Consider the following 17,914-nt stretch of genomic DNA (forward strand, 5'->3'; position numbering starts at 1 on the left):
GCATTGAGGTCCCTTGCATCGAATCGTCCAGCTTCAAGGCGATAGACGCTTGAACGCAGATCAAGTTCCAGAAAGGCATGTTCGTAGCCCGACGCTGGCAGGAGGGCAAACCGGCGCTTCCTGTTCGATTTCATGGATTTAACTGAGGGGGCTGAGACGGGCTCGCAGCGCAAAAGGTTTGAAGGTAAGGCGCCCGGGGGCGACAGGGACAGGTGCTTTCGGGCAGCTTGAAGGCTATCGCTCCGGTCTTCAATTCGTCCCGCCCCGGTAAAGGAGCAGTTGAGTCATGATGTCGTCCAGCCGGGTCCATCCCGTCTATGCACAGATGGAAAGGACCGTGTTCGACCGGATGTCGGCGCTCGCGCGCGAAACCGGGGCGATCAACCTGGGGCAGGGCTTCCCGGATGGTCCCGGTCCCGCACCGGTGATCGAGGCGGCGGTGCGCGCCTTGCGCGAGAAGTCGAACCAGTATCCTCCCGGCGCGGGCTTGCCTGAACTGCGCGAGGCGGTTTGCGGCTATTACGCGCGGCGTCAGGGGCTTGAGGTCGATCCTCAGGATGTGACCGTAACTTCCGGAGCGACAGAGGCAATTGCCGCATCGCTGCTGGCGCTCGTCCAGCCCGGAGACGAGGTCGTGCTGTTCCAGCCGGCCTACGATGCCTATGCGCCGATGGTCCTCAGAGCCGGGGGCGTGCCCGTTTCGGTGCCTCTGGTGCCGCCTCATTTCCGTTACGAGATTTCGGCAATAGAGGCGGTGCTGACCGAGCGGACACGGCTGCTGATACTCAACGATCCGCTCAATCCGGCAGGGACCGTGGCGAGCGAGGAGGCAATGGGGGCGATTGCGCGCCTTTGCATCGAACGCGATCTCATCGCGATCTGCGACGAAGTCTGGGAGGAGGTGCGCTTCGACGCGAAGCGCCATCGTTCCCTGAGGCAGTTCGACGGCATGGCCGAGCGCTGCGTGAAGATCGGCTCGGCGGGCAAGATCTTCGGCGTGACGGGATGGAAGATCGGCTGGATGATCGGCAGGGGCGATGTCGGCCTTGGGCTGGCCAGGGCCCACCAGTTCCTGACTTATGCCAGCGCACCGCCGCTGCAATGGGCCGTGGCCGAAGGTCTTACCCTGCCCGACGCGATGCTGGACGATCAGCGCGCTGCATGGGCCGCTTCGCGCGCAAGGCTCATGGCAGGACTGGACCGGGCGGGATTCGCCGTTCTGCCCAACCAGGCGACCTGGTTCCTTTGCGTCGATCTGGCGGCTTCCGGACTGCCCATTCGCGACCGCGATTTCGCCGAGCGCGCGATCCGCGAGGCCGGCGTCGCCACGATCCCGGTTTCCGCGCTCTACGAAGGCGAGGGCAGGCCCGAGCACATCGTGCGCTTCTGCTTTACCAAGCCTGACGCGATTCTCGACGAGGCCGTAGCGCGGCTGGCGGCGTTCCGGCTCAACCTGACCTGACGGACTGTCGCGTCAGAGCGGCCAGATCAGCGGAATCATGATCAGCGTGGTGACCGTGACCAGCGCCGTCAGCGGGAAGCCGTATTTGTAGAAGTCGGAGAAGCGATAGCCGCCGGCGCCATAGACAAGGGTGTTGGTCTGGTAGCCGATAGGGGTGAGGAAGCTGGCCGACGCGGCGAACATCACCGCGACCGCGAAGGGGCGCGGATCGACGCCCAGCGCCTGGGCAAGATGGATCCCGATGGGCGTGACCACCACGGCTACCGCGTTGTTGGTGACCAGTTCGGTCAGGACCAGGCTGAGCAGGTAGATCGCCGCGAGCGCCACCATCGGGCCCATCGTTCCGAGCCAGGGGGTGGCCAGATGCACGACCGATTCGACCAGTCCGGTCTTTTCCAGCGCAGTGCCGATCGAAAGCATGGCGATGATCAGGGCAATGATGCGCCAGTCGACGGACTTGAACGCCTCATCGGGTTCGACGCACTGACAGCCCAGCACGACTGCGACGCCCAGCACCGCAAGACCTGCCAGGGGCATGAGATTGAACGAGGCGGCTACGACGATGCCGAGCATCGTAGCGACCGCGATCCAGGCCTTGTTGCGCCGGAAGCCGCGGATCGTCGGCTCGGCGATGTTGACCAGCTGCTGGTCCTCGACGAGCCTGCGCAGGTCCTCCTGTGCGCCTTCGAGCAGCAGGGTGTCGCCTACCTGCAGCGGCACGTCCTCGTAGCGCTTCTGCAGATTGGTGCCCTTGCGGTGCAGCGCGATGGGATAGACGCCGTAGCGGCGGCGCAGGCGCAAGTCGGCCAGGGTATGGCCGATGATGCCCGCGCCCGGCGCAAGCAGCGTCTCGACCATGACCGAATTGCGCGAAGACAGCTGCACGACGTGCGGGTCGGCCGATGAATCGGTCAGAGCGTGGTCGCCGCGTTCCTTGATGGTCATCAGATCTGCGGCCGAAGTGCGCACGACAAGGATGTCGCCTTCTTCCAGCAGGCAGTGATCGAAGTCGCGGCGAAGCGAGACGTCTTCGCGCAGGACGTCGACCAGCCGGCGCTCGGAACGCGAAAGAAGATCGATCTCTCGCGGGTTCTGTCCGATGTAGGGGGATCCCGCCTCGACGAAGATCGAGACGATGAAGCGCTTGTTCTCCCCTTGGGTGGTGAGCCCGGCAACGGTCTGGCGGTCGGGCAGGAGGCGGTGGCTGATTGCCAGCCAGATGACGCCGGCAATAGCCACGACCGCGCCGACCGGAGCGATCTCGAAGATCGAGAAGGGCGCAAGGCCCGCCTTGCGGGCGACGCCGTCCACCAGAATGTTGGTCGAGGTGCCCAGCAGCGTCACGGTGCCGCCAAGGACCGCCGCGAAGGAAATCGGCATCAGGATCTTCGATGGTGTGATCCGCAGTTCCTTGGCCAGCGCCATGCCGACCGGGATCATCATCATCACCAGCGGGGTATTGTTGGTGAACGCCGAAAGCGTCGCGATCGTCGCGAGGAAAACCGCGATGGCCAGTGTCGGCCGCCGCTTGCCCAGCCCGGTGATCTTGCTGGCCATCAGGTCCAGCGCGCCGGTGCGCACCATGGCGGACGAGACGATGAACATGCAGGCGATGGTCAGCGGCGCTGGATTGCCCATCGAATCGAGCAGGTCGTCGGTCGAGAGAACGCCCAGCAGGAGCAGGACGGAGACCAGCACGAGAGCGACGACTTCGGGCGCGGCCACCTCGAATGCGAAGGCCAGGAACAGCAGCAGCAGGAGCACGGCCATCACGGCCGGCGAACCCGCATCGATTCCGAAGATCATCGTTATCCCTGTTCTACACGCCGCACCCGGGAATGCATTCCCCGGGGCGAGGAGTTACCGGCAAACCGCCGATGCGCAAGAAAAGAAAAGTTTTCACAGGTGATGCGCAATTGCTGGTCCACGCGCGGGGCGGGGTCAATCGAGGGGCCAGCGGAAGGCGAGGGATCTGTCCCCGGTAACCTCGCCGGTGGCGGAAAAGCTGCGTTCGTGGATCAGGCCATGCCCGCTTCGCGCAATAGTCACCACGGTGCTGCAGCGGGTGCCATAAGTTTCGTTTCGGATGAAAATCGGTGCAAATTGCGGCTCGGGCCCGTTCTCGATCGGTGCCGTTTCGGCGGGCGGCGTATCCGACCGCAGGCTGGAGAGCAGCGGTGCGATCTCCGCAGCGGATTGCTTCAGCCACGCCGCGAGGGCTTGTTGCAACTGGACTGTCTTGGGCCATGGAACGTCGAAGCCGCCGTTCGACAAGCCGTGAATCCCGCGCGTCAGGCGGCGGCTTTCCAGACGTGGGTAATTGGTGTGGAACCGAGCTTCGCCGTGGTCGGCCTCGACCAGATTGAAGGCATTCATCTGCCCCAGGCCCTCCGGATCCCGGCCTTCGAGCAGGTCGGTGACGAGTTTCCCCCGGCTCGGCCTGCCGGGACGGGAACCTTCCGGCACGCGGAAGTTGGTGAGCAGCGCAAAGCGGCCCGCTTCGCTTAGGCCGAGCCAGGTCCCGCCCCCCAGCAGGTCCTTGCCGGCAATGACCCCGCTGCCATTGTTCCAGCGCGCGAGCGGAGCGGCCGGACGGGCGTGAAATTCGTCCCGGTTGCCAATGGCGACAAGGAGCCAGTCGGGGTGAGCGTCCCAGGCGATGGCGGCGACGCACATCTCAGATCAGGCCTTTGGCGCGCAGGCTGACGTGGCCCTCGCGGCCGATGACGACATGATCGTGGACCGTGACGCCGAGCAGCCTGCCGGCCTCGGCGATGCGGTTGGTCACATCGATGTCGGCGCGGCTGGGCTCGGGTGAGCCGGACGGGTGGTTGTGGACGATGATCAAGGCCGTCGCGCCCAGGTCCAGCGCTCGCCGGATCACTTCGCGCGGGTGGATCGCGGCCTCGTCGATCGAGCCTTCGCCGACGAGATCGTCGAGGATCAGCATGTTCTTCGCATTGAGGTAGAGCACCCGTACGCGTTCGAGGGTGAGGTGGGCCATGTCGATGGTCAGGTAGTCGATCAGGGCCTGCCACGATCCTATGACCGGCGCCTCGCGCACTTTCTGCCGGGCCAGCCGCGTGGCGGCGACTGTGGCGATACGCAGGGCGACGGCACTCGCCTCGCCCATGCCCGGATGCGCGGCAAGCGTGCGCGGCGCAGCCTGCAGAACCCCCGCCAGAGAGCCGAAGCGCTGGAGCAGGCTGCGCGCCAGCGGTTTCATGTCGCGGCGGGGAACGGCCTGCATCAGGAGGAGTTCAATGACCTCATGATCCGCCAGAGCCTCGTCCCCGCCCTCGATCAGCCGCTTGCGAAGGCGCGCGCGATGACCGGCCGGATCGTTGCCGCCCGCCTTGCGGCTTTCGCGCGGGGCTTCGCCATGCGCCATTCCTTCGCCGGAATCGGTGCCGCGTTCATCGAAGAGTGGGGCTTGGTCTGGCATATCCTGCACAAACAATTGCCTTTCCGGCACGGCCAGCGCAAGTGATGGAGCGGATGGCGCAAGACGAAGACCAGCCTGTCGAAGGAATCGAGACACCTGAACCGCTAGCGGGAGAAGCCCGGCGGCGACGTCGCTGGCGCGCGCCGCTGGCAGGCGTTCTGGCGCTTGCCGCGGTGGCCGGCGGTACCGTCTGGCTCCTGCGTGAGGACATTGCCGACAACTTCATTGCGAGCCAACTCGATTCGCTGGGCCTGCCCGCACGCTACGAGGTCGTCAGCATCGGTCCCTCGGAACAGGTGATCCGCAACCTGTCGATCGGCGATCCGGACAGGCCGGATCTCACCATCGAGGAAATTCGCGTCCGGACGCGCCTGAACTGGGGCATTCCCGGGATCGGCCGGATCACAATCGTCAAGCCGCGCCTTTACGGCACGATGCATGGCAATCGTCCCAGCTTCGGCGCGCTCGACAAGATGCTGTTCACGGGAGGCAAGGAGCCTTTCGCGATGCCGGACTACGATCTGAAGATCGTCGACGGACGCGGCCTGGTCGAGAGCGAGCATGGCCGGATCGGGGTTCGGATCGCAGGGCAAGGGCCTTTGCGCGGTGGGTTCGCAGGCGAACTGGCAGCAGTGGCGCCCGGCCTGACCATGGCTGGCTGCGAGACCGGCAAGGCCAGTCTTTACGGCAAGATTTCGATAGCCTCGCAAAGGCCGCGCTTCGCCGGGCCCTTGCGGCTCGCGAGCCTCGATTGCGCGGATCAGGATCTGGCGCTCGCCAACTCCGCAGCGAAGATCGACTTCACTTTCGACAAGGCGCTCGACGGCGGTGAAGGCAGCATCGGCCTGACGGCCGGGAAGGGCCACTACGCCAGCAACCGCTTCGACGGGGCTTCGGGCAAGGCACAGGTCAGCTATCGCAAGCAGACGCTCAACGCCCGCTACGATCTTACCGCGCGCGGTCTTGCGACGCCGCAGGCGCGGATGGCCAGCCTGGGGATAGACGGCCGGGTGCGTTCGAATGCCGGCCTTGCGCGGATCGATGTCGAAAGCGAACTTTCGGGCAAGGGGCTGGCGCTGGGCGCACAGCTCGACCGGACCCTTGCCGATGCCGCGCGTTCGGGCGAAGGCACTTTTCTGGGGCCGGTGGCAAGCCAGGTCCGCAAGGCGCTCCAGCGCGAGACGCGGGGGAGCACTCTCGAAGCGAGCCTGATCCTGCGGCACTCGCGTGAGGGTATCAGCCTCGTCGTCCCGCGCGGCTCCGTGCGGGGCGGCAGCGGCAAGGCCTTGCTGACGCTTTCGCGCGTGCAGGCCATGTTCTCCGGAAGTGCGCCGCGCCTGACCGGCAATTTCGCGACTGGCGGGCAAGGCCTGCCGAGGATCGCCGGGCGCATGGAATCCAGCGACAATGGCGGGCTTTCGATGCATGTCGAGATGCCCGAATACCGCGCGGGCGACACGCGCCTTGCCCTGCCCGCGCTCGATCTGGTGCAGGCGCCGGGCGGCAGTCTCGGCTTTACCGGCAGCGCCCGATTGACCGGCGCCTTGCCGGGCGGGAGCGCCGAAAACCTGATCCTGCCGGTCCATGGCGATTGGGCGGCGAACGGGGATCTGAGCGTCTGGCCGCGGTGCACGACGATCGGTTTCGACCGTCTCGCCTTTGCCAACCTGACGATCGACAAGCGGAGCCTGCAAGTCTGCCCTGCCGCGGGAGGCCCGATCTTGCGTAGCCGGTCCGGCCGATTCGAGCTGGCTGCCGGCGTTCCTTCACTCGATCTCGCCGGACACCTCGGCGAAACCCCGATCCGCCTCTCCAGCGGAGCCATCGGCTACGCCCAGAAGGGATCGAATCCCGGCGCCGTCTCGGCCGAAGCACTCGATGTCGAACTGGGGGCTGCTGACAGCGCTTCCCGGTTCAGGGTGACCCACCTCGATGCGCTCGTGGGCAAGGATATCGGCGGGAAGTTCGATGAGGCGGACGTCGCGCTCTATGCCGTGCCGCTCGACCTTCATCAGACGGCCGGGGACTGGCGCTACGCCGATGGTGTCCTGACCATCGACAAGGCGAGCTTCACGCTGGTCGACCGCGAGAAGGTGGCGCGTTTCGAGCCGGTTGTCGCCCGCGATGCCACCTTGCGTCTTGCCGACAATGTGATCACTGCCCAAGCGGTGATGCGCGAGCCGCGCTCGGATCGCGAGGTTGTGCGAGCCGACATTGTTCACAATCTCATGGATGCCAGCGGTCACGCGGACCTGACGGTCAGGGGGATCACTTTCGACAAATCGCTGCAGGCGGACACACTGTCCCATCTCGCGCTGGGTGTGGTCTCTAATCTCGAAGGATCGGTGCAAGGTACCGGTCGCATCGACTGGAACGAGGCGGGCGTGAGCAGCCGCGGTCGCTTTGCAACCGATGGCGTGGACTTCGCCGCCGCCTTCGGCCCGGTGAAGGGGCTTTCCGGCGAAGTGCGCTTCACCGACCTGCTCGGCCTTGTTACGGCACCTGACCAGAAGCTCAGGATCGCCTCGATCAACCCGGGCATAGAGGTGAACGACGGCGTCCTCTCCTTCGAGATGAAGCCCGACTATCTGCTGGTGGTGAACGGTGCGCACTGGCCGTTTATGGACGGCACGCTGACGCTGGAACCTGCACGCATGCGCATCGGCGTTGCCGAGACGCGCAACTACACACTCAAGGTGACCGGGCTAGACGCGGCGACTTTCGTCCAGCACCTCGATCTCTCGAACATCAATGCATCCGGCGTGTTCGACGGCGAACTGCCGCTGGTCTTCGACGAGGACGGCGGACGGATCGAGAACGGCTACCTCAAGTCGCGCGAGCCGGGCGGCAATGTCTCCTACATCGGCGCGCTGACTTACAAGGACCTCTCGGCGATGGGCAACTTCGCCTTCAATGCCCTCAGGTCGGTCGACTACAAGAGCATGGAGATCGGCCTCGGCGGATCCCTGTCCGGCGAGATCGTGACCCGTATCAGCTTCGACGGATTGAGCCAGGGGGCAGGGGCCAAGAGCAACTTCCTGACCAGGCAGGTTGCCAAGCTGCCGATTCGCTTCATTCTCAACATCAAGGCGCCGTTCTTCAGCTTGTTCGGCTCGATGCGCTCGCTTTACGATCCGACTTATCTCACCGATCCGCGAACGCTCGGTCTGATCGACCGGGACGGGAAAGTGAGGCCGCGGCCTCCATCCATCGCCATTCAGCCTCCAGTCAGCGAGAATAATCCATGAAATCCTGCGAATTGACCGGAAGCGTTCCAGCTGCAACATACCCCGCCATGTTCGGCCGAGGGAAGTTGACGATGCAGCAGGGAAGGCCCCGGTCCGGCTGGCGCGCCGCATGCGCCGCGATGGTGGTGTTGGGCACGGTCCCGGCGCTTGGGGGGTGCATCAATGTTTCCGCGCCCGACAAGCCGATCGTGATCGAGCTGAACATCAACATCAGGCAGGAAGTGATCTACAAGTTGGCGGCGGATGCAGCCAATACGATCGACGAGAACCCGGAGATTTTCTGATGGCAAGTCTGTTCCGCAAGTCTGTCGCCGCAATCGGCATCGCCGGTGCCATGTTGGCGCTGGGCGCCGGTAGCGCGGCTTTCGCCCAGAATCGCGACCCGGCCTACGCCGCCGCGCGCGCTGCGGGGCAGGTGGGCGAGCAGACCGATGGTTACCTCGGCGTGGTCGGCAATGCGTCGCCGGACGTTCGCGCCATGGTCAAGGACCTCAACAACAAGCGCCGCGCCGTCTACACCGAGAAGGCCGCAGGCAAGAGCACGATCGAGGAATATGCCTTCGCGACCGCGTGCCGCCTGATTCTCGAAACCAAGCCCGGTGAAAAGTATCAGGCGCCCGATGGCTCTTGGAAGGTCCGCGACGGCGGTGCACCGGTACGCGATCCGCGCTGCCCGTAATTCTTTTCCGGGTGGCCTGTCCGGCCAGGAATTCGCGATTCGAATTGGTGAAGGGACTGCAAGGTAAACGCGCCTTGCAGTCCCTTTCGATTTGCACGATGCCCGGTGTATCGCCGATGCGCTATTGTTCCGGCATCGGCAATTGGTACTAGGCTTCTTGCGCGCTTTCCGCAGATGCGCTTCGATACTGCGTCTGCAACTGAAGAGTGCCACGCGCGGTACGGTTGACTCGGCAAATCCCCCACCCTAAGGGGGCGGCGCCCTCGGCGGGCAGCCGTTGATTGTGTCGATCGAACCGGGTTGAGTGCACGATAGAGTGCAAACACGAAGGGGGAAGGCATGAGCGACGAGCCAAACGCACGGGACCCTGTCGGTGAGGACGCCCGCATCGATTCGCTGGACGAAAGGCTCAAGGCCCTTCGCGAGCGGGAAGAGCAGCGTCACAAGCCGGTTGGAGGCGCGGAATCGGATGCGAGCTATCGCGCCGGAAACCGCGTCCTGGCCGACTTGCTGGGAGGTGTTGCCGGTGGCTTGTTCCTTGGCTGGGTGATTGATCACTTTGCCGGGACCTCGCCCTGGGGACTGTTGGTGATGTTGTTCTTCGGAATCTTCGTTGCCTTCAGAAATATTATAAGGAATTCGAACCAGCGCCCGAATTGACCCAACGGGGGGTGAACAGGGCGCTGTCGTTCATTGGCGACAGGGAAATTCGCGTGGCAGCCGAAGCGAAGGTCGATCCGATGCATCAGTTCAGCATCCAGCCGTTGTTCGGCTCGGATGGCTGGAATATCGCGGGTTACAACATCGCCTTTACGAACAGTGCGTTGTGGATGGCTATCGCCACCGTCGCCCTGCTGGTCTTCGTTGCGGGTGGCGCCAAGCGCCAGCTCGTGCCGGGTCGCTGGCAGATGGCGGTCGAGACCTTCACCGGTTTCGTCGATGGAATGCTGGCCGCCAACGTCGGCCCCAACGGCAAGAAGTACGTTCCGTACATCTTCTCGCTGTTCATGTTCATTCTCTTCGCGAACTTCCTTGGCCTGCTGCCGCTCGGTGTGATCGGCCTGCATCCCTTCACGTTCACCAGCCACTTCTCGGCCACCGGCGTGCTCTCGATCCTGTCGTTCTCGATCGTGCTCATCGTCGGCTTCGTGAAGCACAAGCTGCACTTCTTCTCGCTCTTCGTGCCGCACGGCACGCCCGTGGTGATGGTTGTTCCGATCTTCTTCGTCGAACTCATCTCGTTCCTGGTGCGTCCGTTCAGCCTTGGTCTGCGACTTTTCGTCGCCATGATGGCCGGCCACGTCCTGCTCGAAGTGCTTTCGAGCTTCGTGATCAGCTCGGGCAACGCCAACATCGGCCTGTTCGCCATTGCCGGTCTGCCCAGCTTCGTGCTGATGGTCGGCATCTGCGCGCTGGAACTGCTCGTGGCCGGCATCCAGGCCTACGTGTTCGCTCTTCTCACCTGCGTCTATCTGAACGACGCAGAGAACCTTCACTGATTTTATCCTTCAAGTTTACCAAAGGGAGTTTTTGAAATGGACGCAGAAGCTGCAAAGCTGCTTGGTGCTGGTCTCGCCGCTATCGGTTGCGGTCTCGCTTCGATCGGCGTGGGTAGCGTTTTCGCCAAGTTCCTCGAAGGCGCGCTGCGCAACCCGGGTGCTGCCGACGCGCAGCAGGGCCGTCTCTTCATCGGCTTCGCCGGTGCCGAGCTTCTCGGTCTGCTTTCGTTCGTTGTTGCCGCGCTGCTGATCTTCGCCTGATCGCGCGCAAACCCCGCACCGGCCGCCAACGCCCTTTGGTGAAGCGGCCGGCTCGCGGAGGCAAGTTTTTTACCGGCCACCTCGAGACAGGGCTGACCAATGCCTCAGATCGAACAGCTAGCCGCGACCTATTCCAGCCAGATCTTCTGGCTGCTGGTCTTCTTCGGTTTCACCTTCTTCGTCGTCGGACGGGGCATGGTGCCGAAGGTGATGGATACGGTTGCGCAGCGCGACAAACAGATTTCCGACGACCTCATCGCTGCAGAGCGCGCGCGCAAGCAGGCCAATGAGGAAGAGGAAGCATGGCGCGTGCGTGAGAACACCAATCGCGCCGAGGCTCAGGCCCTGATCGCCGAGGCCCGCACCAAGGCCGCTGCCGCTACCGAGCAGCGTCTTGCCGCCGCCCAGTCCGTGATCGACACGAAGCTGGCCGAAGCCGAAGCCCGTATCGCGGAGGCCCGCAAGTCGGCTGCCGCCGAGATCGAGGACGTCGCTGCCGACGCCACCCGCGATATCGTCAGCCGCATCGCCGGCCTGTCTCTCGACGATGCCGCGGTTCGTGCGACCGTGAAGGAGAACCTGGTCCATGGCTGAGAACGTCTCCCCCGCGGTCGAGCAGGGCCTTGCCCACGAGGCCGCTGAAGTCACCGGAGCCCAGGACACCCACGCCGCCGTGGAGCACCATGCCGAACCTCTGCTGCTGGGCGTTGCCCCGCCGGTAGCGGTCGTCAGCTCGGCAATGATCGTGCTGATCCTGATCGCCCTGTGGAAGGGACTGCCCAGGATGATCGCCGGCGGCCTCGATTCCAGGATTGCCGACATCAAGGCGCAGCTCGAAGAGGCCAAGGTCCTTCGCGCAGAGGCGGAAGCCCTGCGCAAGGAATATGCTGACAAGATCGCCAACGCCGAAAAGGACGCGGCGGCGATGATCGATCATGCCCGTCACGAAGCCGAGGCGATCGTCGCCAAGGCTGAGAAGGACTCCGCCGATGTGATCGTGCGCCGCGAGAAGATGGCGCAGGACAAGATCGGTGCTGCCGAGCGTGCTGCCGTGACCGACCTGCAGAACCAGGCCGCTGCCGCTGCTGCCGCTTCGGCCCGAATACTGATCAAGGCGAACCATTCGGCCACTGCCGACAAGGCATTCGTGGATCAGGCCATCGGCTCTATCTGAGCCCGGCTCCACGATCTAAAAACAAGAAAGCCCCTGCCTTCGCGGGGGCTTTTTTGTTGTCCGTACCCGGGTCGTTTCGCCGCGGGATCGGCGCCCCACTCACGTTATCCCCGGACTGGTTGGGGCTTCTGTTTTCTTGCTGCTTCTTCCAGAACGGGCAGGCTTCCGGATCAAGATCGGGGTGACGACAGGCAACGGGATACGCGCACCAGCCTAGTGGATCACCACGGCGCTGATGCGGTGGTAGAATGGCCTGTGCGGTGTACGGCCATGGCTGATGTTGTCGAACAGGCCCACGCCGACGCTGGGCAGGAGCGACTGGATCAGGCGGACTTCCTCCACCTGCCGCACATCGATTCGAACGTGGAGCTGCCCGTCGAAGTCGAAGCTGACATCGGCATTGGGCGGACAGACTTCGCGAAGCATTACCAGCAGCTTGCCAAGCTCGGCGGTCACGTCGAACGACGTAGCGGGCTCGGGGAGCCGCTCTCCTTCATCGGTCAACACGCGTAAAGATCGTGCCATTTACGCCTCCCTGTTTCTTGTTTCCCGATTGGATCAAACAAGCGAAAGCAAGGAAAGCGACAAGATGGCGTAGTCTCAAATTGGTATTCAGGCCGCGCGAAGCGTTAATCGCTGCCGCAAGCGGCCCGGCGCGCTGACATGCCCCTGGCCTTGCCAGAGGCGCGCCGAACCCGAAGGGGCGGCATCACCCCCTGAAATCATCCTTGGCGCGCCTGAGGGCCGCAAAGGTGGCCACGGCATCGCCGCCGCCCCAACGGGCCTGCACCCGGGGATTGTCGGCGCGCAGGAAGGGATTGGTCGCCAGCTCGCGTTCCAGCTTCATCGGCACAGTGGGCTGATCGTGGGCGCGGTGTTTCAGGATCTCTTCGACATAGCCGGCAAGCTCTGCGTTGTCGGGATCGGCATGGACCGCGAACTTTGCGTTGGCGGCAGTGTACTCATGTGCGCAGTAGAGCATGGTTTCCGCCGGCAGGGCCTTTACCCGCTTGAGGCTGGTCCAGAACTGCTCCGGGGTCCCTTCGAACATGCGGCCGCATCCCAGGGCGAACACCGAATCGCCGACGAAGGCCATCCGGGCACCGGGCAGATGATATGCGACGTGGCCTAGCGTGTGGCCTCCGACGTCGATGACGCAGGCCTTGCGGTCCCCGATCCTGATGACATCGCCCTGGCCGACCATGCGGTCGATCCCCGTGATCTTGTCGGCTTCCGCCTTGGGGCCAGTGACCGAGCAATTGGTGACGCGCTTGATCGTCTCGTTGCCGCCGGCGTGGTCGGGGTGCCAGTGGGTGTTCCAGATCTGCGTGATCTGCCAGCCCTTCTTGCCGGCCTGGCGCAGGTACTCGTCGGCATCGGGCGTGTCGATGCAGACGGTTTCCTCGCTATCGTGATCGTGCAGCAGGAAGCCGTAGTTGTCGGACAGGCAGGGAAACTGGTGGACTTCGAGCATCGGGATCTCTCCTGCGGATCAATGTAGCGACGATGTCCGTAATCTGAAGCCCTGCACAAAGCAAAGGCCCGCCCGGATCGCTCCGGACGGGCCCTTGGTGATGTGGTTACGGTGTCCCGGACGGGACGCCCGAGAATCAACGATTCTTGAGCGCTTCGCCAAGGATGTCGCCGAGCGACGCACCCGAGTCCGACGAACCGTACTGCTCGACCGCTTCCTTCTCTTCGGCCAGCTGACGGGCCTTGATCGAGAAGTTCGGCTTCTTCGAGCGGTCGAAACCGGTGACCATGGCATCGACCTTCTGGCCGACCTGGAAACGGTCCGGACGCTGTTCGTCGCGGTCGCGGCCGAGGTCCGAACGCTTGATGAAGCCGGTGGCGCCATCTTCGCCGGCCTGGACTTCCAGGCCGCCGTCGCGGACTTCGAGAACGGTGACGGTGCAGGTTTCACCGCGGCGCAGGGTGCTGCCAGCAGCGGCGATGCCGGCGGCCGGAGCACCGCGCTCAAGCTGCTTCATGCCGAGGCTGATGCGTTCCTTCTCGACGTCGACGTCGAGAACCACGGCCGAGACCTGCTCGCCCTTGCGGTGCAGGGCCAGGGCGTCCTCGCCCGAGATGCCCCATGCGATGTCCGACATGTGGACCATGCCGTCGACGTCGCCGTCCAGGCCGATGAACAGGCCGAATTCGGTGGCGTTCTTGACTTCGCCCTCGACCTGCGAGCCGACCGGGTGCTTCTCGGCGAAGGCTTCCCAGGGGTTCTGCTGAGCCTGCTTGAGGCCGAGCGAGATGCGGCGCTTGTCGGAGTCGACCTCGAGCACCATGACTTCGACTTCCTGCGAGGTCGAAACGATCTTGCCCGGGTGGACGTTCTTCTTGGTCCAGGACATTTCGGACACGTGGACGAGGCCCTCGATGCCCGGCTCCAGTTCCACGAAGGCGCCGTATTCGGTGATGTTGGTGACGGTGCCGCTCAGCTTCACGCCGACCGGGTACTTGGCGGCTGCGCCTTCCCACGGATCGCTCTCGAGCTGCTTCATGCCCAGCGAGATGCGCTGCGTTTCGCTGTTGATGCGGATGATCTGGACGGTGACGGTGTCGCCGATGTTGATCACTTCGCTCGGGTGGTTGACGCGCTTGTAGCTCATGTCGGTGACATGGAGCAGGCCGTCGATGCCGCCCAGGTCAACGAACGCACCGTAGTCGGTGATGTTCTTGACGACGCCGTCGATGACCTGGCCTTCGCTCAGCTTGTCGATCAGCTCGCTGCGCTGTTCGGCGCGGGTTTCTTCGAGGACGGCGCGGCGCGACACGACGATGTTGCCACGGCGACGGTCCATCTTGAGGATCTGGAAGGGCTGCGGCACATCCATGAGCGGGGTGACGTCGCGCACGGGGCGGATGTCGACCTGCGAGCCGGGGAGGAACGCAACGGCGCCGTCGAGGTCGACGGTGAAGCCGCCCTTGACGCGGCCGAAGATCACGCCTTCGACGCGCTTGCCTTCGCCGAATTCGTTTTCGAGCTTGTCCCATGCGGCTTCGCGGCGGGCGCGGTCGCGCGACAGCATCGCTTCGCCTTCGGCGTTCTCGACGCGGTCGACATAGACTTCGACTTCGTCGCCGACCTTCAGGCCGTGCTCGGCTTCACCGCGCGCGAATTCGCGCAGCGGCACGCGGCCTTCGCTCTTGAGACCGACGTCGATGACGGCCTTGTCGTTTTCGATGGCGGTGATGGTACCCTTGACGACGCGGCCTTCGAAGCCGTCATCGGCGACGCCGCCGAGCTGGTCGTCAAGCATTTTCGCGAAATCGTCGCGAGTCGGATTGGCAGAAGTAGCCATTATCAGGTCTTTCCTGTTCAACGATTTTTCCGGCCAGGCGGTTGAATCCGCCGGTCTTTTCTCCGCTCATCGCCCCATGCGATGACCGGGCCAAAGGGCCGAACTGCCGCGGCGGCCGAATGCCGGTCACGGCGTCCTCAAGGCCGCAGGGACCCATCGGACCGGCGGCCACTACGCCCCGGGGGGGCAAAATGCAAGGGAAATGGGGCCTTGCGCGGCCTTCAGGCGTGGGCGCGATCCATGGCCGCATCGACGGCGGCGATGGCCGCGGCGATGGCCTCTTCGCGGCGCAGGCTGGAGGTGTCGATCAGCACTGCGTCATTCGCCGCTACGAGCGGCGAATCCGCGCGATTGCGGTCGCGCTCGTCGCGCGCGGCAAGGTCGGTGGCAATGGCCTCCAGCGAGACCTCGCGTCCCTGGTCCTGCATTTCGAGGAAGCGGCGCTGGGCGCGGGCTTCGACCGAGGCGTCGATGAACAGCTTGGCGTCCGCCTCGGGAGCGATGACGGTGCCGATGTCGCGGCCGTCGAGCACGGCGCCGCCCTGCTGCAGGGCGAATGCGCGCTGGCGTTCGTAGAGCGCGCTGCGCACCGGCGGGTGGATCGAAACGCGGCTTGCAAGGCCCCCGGTCGCTTCGGAGCGCAGTTCGGGATCGTCGAGCAGGCTGTCGGGGAAGGCGCAGGCGGCAAGTGCGGCTTCGGCATCGTCGGGGTCGCCGCCGTTCAGCATGACCTGGCGGCCCACCGCACGGTAGAGCAGGCCGGTATCGAGATGCGGCAGTCCGAAGTGAGCGGCGAGGGCCCTGGCAATGGTGCCCTTGCCCGAGGCGGTTGGTCCGTCGACGGCAATAATCATGGCGCTGCCTTTGGCCTTTCACGCGAGGCTAGGCAAGGTCAGCGCGCGATATCGTCCAGTTCCGGGCTGTCGCGTCCATAAAGCTCGGTCAGTTCGGCTTCGTAGTTCCAGGAGTGTCGGACAAGCCAGGCGAGCAGCGGCACAAGCACGCCGAGCGGGGCGGTGAGCGCAGCGATCAGCAGCGTTGCGGGGACAAGCAGAAGTAGCGGGGCCTGGGCGATCGCGCGCCGCATGCGCCAGACCGCGTGAGCGGCCATCGTGACAATGTCCCCGTCGCCGGGTCGCGCCAGTCGCATCGAAAGTCCCCTGCTTCTGAAGGGACCCTACGCGAGGCTGGTTACCGAATTGCTTAGTTCTGCCTTGCCCGGGTGCCGGACGTGCGATCGCGCACGGCCTTGACGAGGCCCCAGATTGCGATGGCGGCCCAGAAACCCTCGAGCACGAGCGAGGCAGGGTTCAGGTTTACCAGCAGCGAAATCGTCAGCAGGCAGGCCCCCAGCAGGTTCACGCCGTGCTGCACGAACGGGTTCGGCCTCTCGCGGCCGGTGATGTAGGCATAGGCGAAGACGATGCACGCCATCCCCGCGAAGCCGATGACGTTCGCCAGTTGCGAGGAAATGGGCAGGATCATGCGACCAGCCCGGCCAGCATCGATTCGAAAACCGGGAAGCTGGTGGCGATCGGACGGGTATCGTCGACTTCGACGCCGCCACGGCTGACAAGGCCAGCCACGGCCATCGACATGGCAATTCGGTGGTCGAGGTGCGTGGCGATCGCCGCTTCCGTGCCGGGGAGCGCTTCGCCGCCGGTGCCTTCGATCACGAGGCCGTCCTCGCGCTCCTCGATGCGCGCGCCCGCTGCCGTGAGTGCGGCGGCCATGACGGCGAGGCGGTCCGATTCCTTGACACGCAATTCGTCGAGGCCGCTCGTGGTCGTCTTGCCCTCGGCCAGCGAGGCAGCAACGAAAAGGACGGGGAACTCGTCGATCATGGCGGGCGCGATCTCCGGATCGACGTCGATGCCCTTGAGGACCGAGTGCTTGACGAGCAGGTCGGCGACCGGCTCGCCGCCCACTTCGCGCGGGTTAACCTCGGTGATGTCGCCGCCCATCTGGCGCAGGACCGAAACGAGGCCTGCTCGCGTGGGATTGAGGCCGACATTCTCGATCAGCACTTCGCTGCCGGGAACGAGGAGGGCGGCCACGATGAAGAACGCGGCAGAGGAAGGGTCTCCCGGCACGTCGATGACTTGCGGCCGAAGTTCCGCTTCGCCGGTCACGGTGATGATGCGCGTGCCGTCCGGTTCGACTTCGACCTCGAGCTGCGCGCCAAATCCCTTGAGCATGCGTTCGGAATGGTCGCGCGTGGGTACGGGTTCGATGACCGTCGTCCTGCCCGGCGTGTTCAGGCCTGCGAGCAGGACCGCGCTTTTCACCTGCGCAGAGGCGACCGGCAGGCGATACGTGATCGGCACCGCGGGCGACGTCCCCTTGAGGATCAGCGGCAGGCGCCCGCCCTCGCTCGCTTCGAAGCTGGCGCCCATCTGCGAGAGCGGCGTGATGACGCGGCCCATCGGGCGCTTCGACAGGCTGGCATCGCCGATGAAGGTGGCGGTGATCGGGTGGCTGGCGATCAGGCCCATCAGCAGGCGGGTCGAAGTGCCCGAATTGCCCATGTCCAGCGGGGCCTCGGGCTGGAGCAGGGCGCCTACGCCCACGCCGTTCACTACCCATTCGCCGCCAGATTCGCTGTCGCCGACGCGTTCGACCGAGGCGCCCATCGCCCGCATCGCTGCAGCCGTTGCCAGCACGTCTTCGCCCTCCAGCAGGCCGGTCACGCGGGTTTCACCCACGGCCAGCGCACCCAGCATGATGGAGCGGTGGCTGATCGACTTGTCGCCCGGGACGCGAATCCTGCCCTTGAGCGGGCCGGTCGGCAGGAAGCGGCGGGGGCGCATGGCGGCGGCGTCGGCGTGGCTC

General features: G+C 64.8%; 19 protein-coding genes. 9 read left to right on the forward strand and 10 right to left on the reverse strand.

The genetic code is table 11. The annotated features are described in order from the left end of the window. Window positions 1-286 precede the first annotated feature (286 nt). Entirely contained in the window at window positions 287-1,462 is a 1,176-nt protein-coding gene (locus tag PP1Y_RS12985; protein ID WP_041558836.1) for an aminotransferase, read from the forward strand. Window positions 1,463-1,474: 12 nt separating this feature from the next. On the opposite strand, the gene PP1Y_RS12990 is transcribed toward PP1Y_RS12985, so the two are convergent. From PP1Y_RS12990 to radC, 3 genes are all read right to left on the reverse strand, one after another. After that, window positions 1,475-3,268 carry an SLC13 family permease gene (locus tag PP1Y_RS12990; RefSeq protein WP_041558837.1) on the reverse strand — a complete coding sequence of 598 codons (1,794 nt, stop codon included), beginning with the start codon at window positions 3,266-3,268 and terminating at the stop codon, window positions 1,475-1,477. A 135-nt stretch (window positions 3,269-3,403) separates the two neighbouring features. Beyond that, window positions 3,404-4,138: an NRDE family protein gene (locus PP1Y_RS12995; protein ID WP_013832661.1), complete on the reverse strand. Its 735-nt coding sequence runs from the start codon at window positions 4,136-4,138 to the stop codon at window positions 3,404-3,406. A gap of 1 nt (window position 4,139) precedes the next feature. Further along, window positions 4,140-4,907, reverse strand: coding sequence for a DNA repair protein RadC (gene radC / locus PP1Y_RS13000; protein WP_013832662.1), 768 nt, complete (start codon window positions 4,905-4,907; stop codon window positions 4,140-4,142). 53 nt (window positions 4,908-4,960) lie between these two features. On the opposite strand from radC, the gene PP1Y_RS13005 reads away from it, so the two are divergent. From PP1Y_RS13005 to PP1Y_RS13040, 8 genes are all read left to right on the forward strand, one after another. Continuing rightward, window positions 4,961-8,155 carry a YdbH domain-containing protein gene (locus tag PP1Y_RS13005; protein ID WP_013832663.1) on the forward strand — a complete coding sequence of 1,065 codons (3,195 nt, stop codon included), beginning with the start codon at window positions 4,961-4,963 and terminating at the stop codon, window positions 8,153-8,155. A gap of 71 nt (window positions 8,156-8,226) precedes the next feature. Next, entirely contained in the window at window positions 8,227-8,439 is a 213-nt protein-coding gene (locus PP1Y_RS13010) for a YnbE family lipoprotein (protein ID WP_013832664.1), read from the forward strand. After that, complete coding sequence (locus PP1Y_RS13015; protein WP_041558839.1) at window positions 8,439-8,834, forward strand: YdbL family protein; 396 nt, start codon at window positions 8,439-8,441, stop codon at window positions 8,832-8,834. Before PP1Y_RS13010 ends, PP1Y_RS13015 begins: the two co-directional genes overlap by 1 nt. 339 nt (window positions 8,835-9,173) lie before the next feature. Then, on the forward strand, window positions 9,174-9,494 hold the full coding sequence (locus PP1Y_RS13020; RefSeq protein WP_007013773.1) for an AtpZ/AtpI family protein: 321 nt from the start codon (window positions 9,174-9,176) through the stop codon (window positions 9,492-9,494). Between the two features lie 80 nt (window positions 9,495-9,574). Beyond that, on the forward strand, window positions 9,575-10,333 hold the full coding sequence (locus tag PP1Y_RS13025) for a F0F1 ATP synthase subunit A (protein ID WP_369799500.1): 759 nt from the start codon (window positions 9,575-9,577) through the stop codon (window positions 10,331-10,333). 36 nt (window positions 10,334-10,369) lie between these two features. Then, on the forward strand, window positions 10,370-10,594 hold the full coding sequence (locus PP1Y_RS13030; protein WP_007013775.1) for a F0F1 ATP synthase subunit C: 225 nt from the start codon (window positions 10,370-10,372) through the stop codon (window positions 10,592-10,594). Between the two features lie 99 nt (window positions 10,595-10,693). Then, the gene (locus PP1Y_RS13035) at window positions 10,694-11,188 is read left to right on the forward strand and encodes an F-type H+-transporting ATPase subunit b (RefSeq protein WP_007013776.1); all 495 of its coding nucleotides are present in this window, start codon (window positions 10,694-10,696) and stop codon (window positions 11,186-11,188) included. After that, complete coding sequence (locus PP1Y_RS13040) at window positions 11,181-11,768, forward strand: hypothetical protein (protein ID WP_083835203.1); 588 nt, start codon at window positions 11,181-11,183, stop codon at window positions 11,766-11,768. Before PP1Y_RS13035 ends, PP1Y_RS13040 begins: the two co-directional genes overlap by 8 nt. A 213-nt stretch (window positions 11,769-11,981) precedes the next feature. Here the strand turns inward: PP1Y_RS13040 and PP1Y_RS13045 are convergent, their stop codons facing one another. The 7 genes from PP1Y_RS13045 to aroA all read right to left on the reverse strand — a co-directional run bounded on the left by PP1Y_RS13045 (window position 11,982) and on the right by aroA (window position 17,892). Beyond that, entirely contained in the window at window positions 11,982-12,293 is a 312-nt protein-coding gene (locus PP1Y_RS13045; RefSeq protein WP_232512673.1) for a hypothetical protein, read from the reverse strand. A gap of 184 nt (window positions 12,294-12,477) precedes the next feature. Then, window positions 12,478-13,242 carry a hydroxyacylglutathione hydrolase gene (gloB, locus tag PP1Y_RS13050; RefSeq protein ID WP_013832669.1) on the reverse strand — a complete coding sequence of 255 codons (765 nt, stop codon included), beginning with the start codon at window positions 13,240-13,242 and terminating at the stop codon, window positions 12,478-12,480. Between the two features lie 136 nt (window positions 13,243-13,378). Beyond that, window positions 13,379-15,082: a 30S ribosomal protein S1 gene (gene rpsA / locus PP1Y_RS13055; RefSeq protein WP_007013780.1), complete on the reverse strand. Its 1,704-nt coding sequence runs from the start codon at window positions 15,080-15,082 to the stop codon at window positions 13,379-13,381. 221 nt (window positions 15,083-15,303) lie between these two features. After that, on the reverse strand, window positions 15,304-15,936 hold the full coding sequence (locus tag PP1Y_RS13060; RefSeq protein WP_007013781.1) for a d(CMP) kinase: 633 nt from the start codon (window positions 15,934-15,936) through the stop codon (window positions 15,304-15,306). A 38-nt stretch (window positions 15,937-15,974) separates the two neighbouring features. Further along, a complete protein-coding gene (locus tag PP1Y_RS13065; RefSeq protein ID WP_041558840.1) occupies window positions 15,975-16,232 on the reverse strand; it encodes a hypothetical protein in 258 nt (85 codons plus the stop codon). A gap of 53 nt (window positions 16,233-16,285) precedes the next feature. Continuing rightward, the gene (locus PP1Y_RS13070; RefSeq protein ID WP_013832670.1) at window positions 16,286-16,567 is read right to left on the reverse strand and encodes a hypothetical protein; all 282 of its coding nucleotides are present in this window, start codon (window positions 16,565-16,567) and stop codon (window positions 16,286-16,288) included. Further along, on the reverse strand, window positions 16,564-17,892 hold the full coding sequence (gene aroA / locus PP1Y_RS13075; RefSeq protein WP_013832671.1) for a 3-phosphoshikimate 1-carboxyvinyltransferase: 1,329 nt from the start codon (window positions 17,890-17,892) through the stop codon (window positions 16,564-16,566). Before aroA ends, PP1Y_RS13070 begins: the two co-directional genes overlap by 4 nt. Between the last annotated feature and the right edge of the window lie 22 nt (window positions 17,893-17,914).

This window comes from Novosphingobium sp. PP1Y (assembly GCF_000253255.1).
Taxonomy (GTDB): domain Bacteria; phylum Pseudomonadota; class Alphaproteobacteria; order Sphingomonadales; family Sphingomonadaceae; genus Novosphingobium.